This window comes from Streptomyces phytophilus (genome assembly GCF_013870535.1).
Classification (GTDB): Bacteria; Actinomycetota; Actinomycetes; order Streptomycetales; family Streptomycetaceae; genus Streptomyces; species Streptomyces phytophilus.
Window position 1 is genome coordinate 1 of sequence record NZ_JACBXC010000593.1, and the last position, 3,662, is coordinate 3,662.

General features: G+C 70.8%; 3 protein-coding genes. All 3 read left to right on the forward strand.

The features are described from left to right. Positions 1-89 precede the first annotated feature (89 nt). The 3 genes from H5J30_RS21880 to H5J30_RS21890 all read left to right on the forward strand — a co-directional run bounded on the left by H5J30_RS21880 (position 90) and on the right by H5J30_RS21890 (position 3,522). Entirely contained in the window at positions 90-1,013 is a 924-nt protein-coding gene (locus H5J30_RS21880) for a cation diffusion facilitator family transporter (protein WP_181789091.1), read from the forward strand. A gap of 342 nt (positions 1,014-1,355) precedes the next feature. After that, positions 1,356-2,819 carry an adenosylhomocysteinase gene (gene ahcY / locus H5J30_RS21885; protein WP_181789092.1) on the forward strand — a complete coding sequence of 488 codons (1,464 nt, stop codon included), beginning with the start codon at positions 1,356-1,358 and terminating at the stop codon, positions 2,817-2,819. Between the two features lie 85 nt (positions 2,820-2,904). After that, on the forward strand, positions 2,905-3,522 hold the full coding sequence (locus tag H5J30_RS21890) for a hypothetical protein (RefSeq protein ID WP_181789093.1): 618 nt from the start codon (positions 2,905-2,907) through the stop codon (positions 3,520-3,522). Positions 3,523-3,662: the final 140 nt, after the last annotated feature.

The following is a 3,662-nucleotide window of genomic DNA, read 5'->3' on the forward strand; positions in this document are numbered from 1 at the left end:
GGCCGCGGTGCTGACAGAATGTGCCGCCGTGACAGGGCGCGGCCTCCCGCCGCGCCCCGCGGGAAGCAGACGGAAGGAGCCGGCGGCACATGGCTGCAGGCGGCGGTACGAAGGCGATCCTCGCGGCGCTCTGCGCCAACTTGTCGATCGCAGTCGCGAAGTTCGTGGCATGGGCCTTCAGCGGCTCGTCCTCCATGCTCGCCGAGGCCGTGCACTCCCTGGCCGACTCCGGCAACCAGGCGCTGCTCCTCCTCGGCGGCAAGCGCGCCAAGCGGGCGGCGACGAAGGAGCACCCCTTCGGCTACGGCCGCGAGAGGTACGTGTACGCGTTCCTCGTCTCCATCGTGCTCTTCACGGTCGGCGGCCTCTTCGCGGTCTACGAGGGCTACCACAAGATCGAGGACCCGCACGAGATCGACCACTGGTACTGGCCGGTGGGCGTCCTCGTCTTCGCGATCATCGCGGAGATCTTCTCCTTCCGCACTGCCATCAAGGAGTCCAACGAGGTACGCGGCAGCCAGGGCTGGTGGCAGTTCATCCGCCGCGCCAAGGCACCCGAACTGCCCGTGGTGCTGCTGGAGGACCTCGGCGCCCTCGTCGGCCTGGTCCTCGCGCTCTGCGGCGTCGGCGTCGCCCTCGCCACCGGCGACGGCGTCTGGGACGGCATCGGCACGGTGTCCATCGGCGTCCTGCTGCTGATCATCGCCGTCATACTCGCCATCGAGACCAAGAGCCTCCTCCTCGGCGAGGGCGCCAGCGACGCCGACGTCGCGGCCATCACCACCGCGCTCGTCGACGGCGACGCCGTCACCCAGGTCATCCACCTCAAGACCCTCTACCTCGGCCCGGACGAGCTGCTGGTTGCGGCGAAGATCGCGGTGCAGCACGACGACACGGCGGGCGAGGTGGCCCGCGCCATCGACGCCGCGGAGTCCCGGGTGCGGGAGGCGGTGCCGGTGGCCAGGATGATCTACCTGGAGCCGGACATCGCCCGCGCGGCCGCGGACACGTGACGAGCACGGGGACCGCGCGCAGGCACGCCGGGGCAGAAGGCGGCCCCGGTCCTCCGGACCCGCGGTCCCACCGACCGTCCGATCCGCGGGATGGCCGGTTCCCGTTGTCCACATGCCTCCGCGGCGAGGGGCAGCCTGCGGTAGATTCGTGGGGCAGAGCCAGACGTCGCTGCTGATGGCGATCGGGTGGCCCGCGAGCGGGCCGGCCGAGGGGGAGAGAGGGCCTCCGGCGGACTGAGCCGCAGAGGGACCGGTGTGTCCGTACGCGTGCGTGCACACGTGCGCCGCGCGCATGTCCCGTCTGCGCTCAGGGAATCCGACCATCCCTCAAGGAGTGACGACGTGACTTCCACGACCACCGCCACGAGCCCGGACTTCAAGGTCGCCGACCTGTCCCTGGCCGCCTTCGGCCGCAAGGAGATCCAGCTCGCCGAGCACGAGATGCCCGGCCTCATGGCCATCCGCAACGAGTACGCCGAGGCCCAGCCGCTCGCCGGCGCCCGCATCACCGGCTCGCTGCACATGACCGTGCAGACCGCGGTCCTCATCGAGACCCTGGCCGCCCTCGGCGCCGAGGTCCGCTGGGCCTCGTGCAACATCTTCTCCACCCAGGACCACGCCGCCGCGGCCGTAGCCGTCGGCCCCGACGGCACCCCGGACGACCCCCGTGGCGTCCCCGTCTTCGCCTGGAAGGGCGAGACGCTGGAGGAGTACTGGTGGTGCACGGAGCAGGCCCTCACCTGGCCCGGCACCGCCACCGGCGGCCCGAACATGATCCTCGACGACGGCGGCGACGCCACCCTCCTCGTCCACCAGGGCGTCGAGTTCGAGAAGGACGGCAAGGTCCCCTCGCCCGACACCGCGGAGAGCGACGAAGAGCGCGTCATCCTCCAGCTCCTCACCCGCACCGTCGCCGAGTCCCCGCAGAAGTGGACCCAGCTCGCCTCCGAGATCCGCGGCGTCACCGAGGAGACCACCACCGGCGTCCACCGGCTCTACGAGATGCACCAGGCCGGCACGCTGCTCTTCCCGGCCATCAACGTCAACGACTCGGTGACCAAGTCGAAGTTCGACAACAAGTACGGCTGCCGCCACTCCCTCGTCGACGGCATCAACCGCGCCACCGACGTCCTCATCGGCGGCAAGGTCGCGGTCATCTGCGGCTACGGCGACGTCGGCAAGGGCTGCGCCGAGTCCCTGCGCGGCCAGGGCGCCCGGGTCGTCATCACCGAGATCGACCCGATCTGCGCCCTCCAGGCGGCCATGGACGGCTTCCAGGTGGCGCGGCTGGAGGACGTCGTCGAGACCGCCGACATCTTCGTCACCGCCACCGGCAACAAGGACATCATCCTGGCCGCGCACATGCAGCGGATGAAGCACCAGGCGATCATCGGCAACATCGGCCACTTCGACAACGAGATCGACATCGCCGGCCTCGCCAAGCTGCCCGGCGTGGTCAAGGACGAGGTCAAGCCCCAGGTGCACACCTGGACCTTCCCCGACGGCAGGGTCCTCATCGTCCTGTCCGAGGGCCGCCTGCTGAATCTCGGCAACGCGACGGGCCACCCGTCCTTCGTCATGTCCAACTCCTTCGCGAACCAGACGATCGCCCAGATCGAGCTGTTCGCGAAGACCGCGGACTACCCGACCGGCGTCTACGTGCTGCCCAAGCACCTCGACGAGAAGGTCGCCCGCCTCCACCTCGACGCCCTCGGCGTCCGGCTCACCGAACTCCGGCCGGAGCAGGCGTCGTACATCGGCGTGAAGGTCGAGGGCCCGTACAAGCCGGACCACTACCGGTACTGATCCCCGAACCACCACGGCCGCCCGCCCGGAAGCCCCGGGCGGGCGGCGGCGCGTCCGGGAACGCCCGCCCGCGTAGGGTGCGGACATGCCGCGCGGACGCTATTCCCTCTACGACCCGTACGACGGCACCCCGCTGGGCGACGAGCACTTCCACTGCGCCCCCGGCCCCTCCGGCTGGCGCTACACCGCCCGGACCACCGCCCCCGACGGCACGGCCACGGGCTCCGTCGACCTCACCACCGACTACCTCGGCCGCCCCGTCCGCCTCGAACTCCACGCCGCCGGCTGGCAGGTCCGCGGCGCCGCCCTGGACGGCATCACCTGGGTCCGCTCGGACCCCACGGGAGCCGAGGCCCGCGAGGGCAACGCCCGCGCCCACGGCTTCACGGGCACGTCCCCGGCCTTCCTCATCGCCACCACCCGCCTCCTCCCCGCATCCCCCGCTCCAACCCCCCACCGCCTCCGCCTGGTCGCCCTCACCCACCCGGTCCTCGCCCCGCGCACGCTGGACCAGGCGTGGACGCGCGCCGGGGAGGCCACCCACGAGGCCGACGCGGGACCGCTGCGAGTGGTGAACTACCAGGTCAGCGACCTGGAAACGGGTGAACAGCACGAGGTCCACATCGCCGGCGACGTGGTCCTGGCGGCCCCCGGTGTCGAACTCGAAGAACTCGACACCCCGCCCAACTCCCTGGACGGCTGAGGGCGATTCGCATTGCGCGCAGGTGACCTGGTACTGTTCACGTCGCTCGGGCAGGAGGGCACGATGACTCCGATGCAGAGCACCTCTGAACTACCCGATCCGGAGCGGGAATTCGCACCGAAAAAGGTCTGGTAAGGTTC